Source organism: Vibrio sp. 03_296, assembly GCF_002265885.1.
Window position 1 is genome coordinate 1 of sequence record NZ_NPKW01000189.1, and the last position, 579, is coordinate 579.

Annotated in this window: 1 protein-coding gene and 1 pseudogene; both read right to left on the reverse strand. The window is 43.2% G+C overall.

All coding sequences use genetic code 11. The annotated features are described in order from the left end of the window. Positions 1-145: pseudogene (locus tag CIK04_RS22805) on the reverse strand (GTPase HflX); the annotation flags it as partial. Positions 146-149: 4 nt separating this feature from the next. After that, on the reverse strand, positions 150-443 hold the full coding sequence (gene hfq, locus CIK04_RS22810) for an RNA chaperone Hfq (protein ID WP_128824657.1): 294 nt from the start codon (positions 441-443) through the stop codon (positions 150-152). Positions 444-579: the final 136 nt, after the last annotated feature.

Here is a 579-nt window from a genome sequence, read left to right on the forward strand (position 1 = left end):
ACTTGCAGTAATGACCTGTAACGTTTCTACCCCTGAGGAAGAAACCAACATTTCACATTCTGCAAGGTCTTCCCCACTCGCCTTGTTGCGTGAAGTTGACATGAACAAGTACGGCTCGCTCACCGGATTCATAACGGTCAAACAAGCAATCAACTCCTTAAAGTGTTAATGATCGATACGAAATTAATCTTCCGATTCTCGCTTGGACGATCTGAGCCACGCTCGCCGCTGTGGTGACTCACTGGACGAGCAGGAACCACAGTAGAAATTGCGTGCTTATAAACCATCTGGTTTACTGTATTCTTCAGCAGGATCACAAATTGATCGAACGACTCGATCTGACCTTGCAATTTGATACCGTTTACTAGGTAAATCGATACAGGGATACGCTCACGACGGAGTGCGTTTAGAAATGGGTCTTGTAGAGATTGCCCCTTAGCCATTTTATTTTCCTTATTTAATTTGTAGTTGTAATTATTTAGCTAGTGGTGCACTGCAAAGAAAATGCCTTTGCATCTGAGCTAAACGAACAAAAACACCCTTAGTTACTAGCAGCCTAAACAGCAAGTTACCAGAAAC

Bases quoted from the DNA above. Each gene is read 5' to 3' on its own strand.
- hfq (WP_128824657.1), bottom strand. From the start codon at position 443: ATGGCTAAGGGGCAATCTCTACAAGACCCATTTCTAAACGCACTCCGT.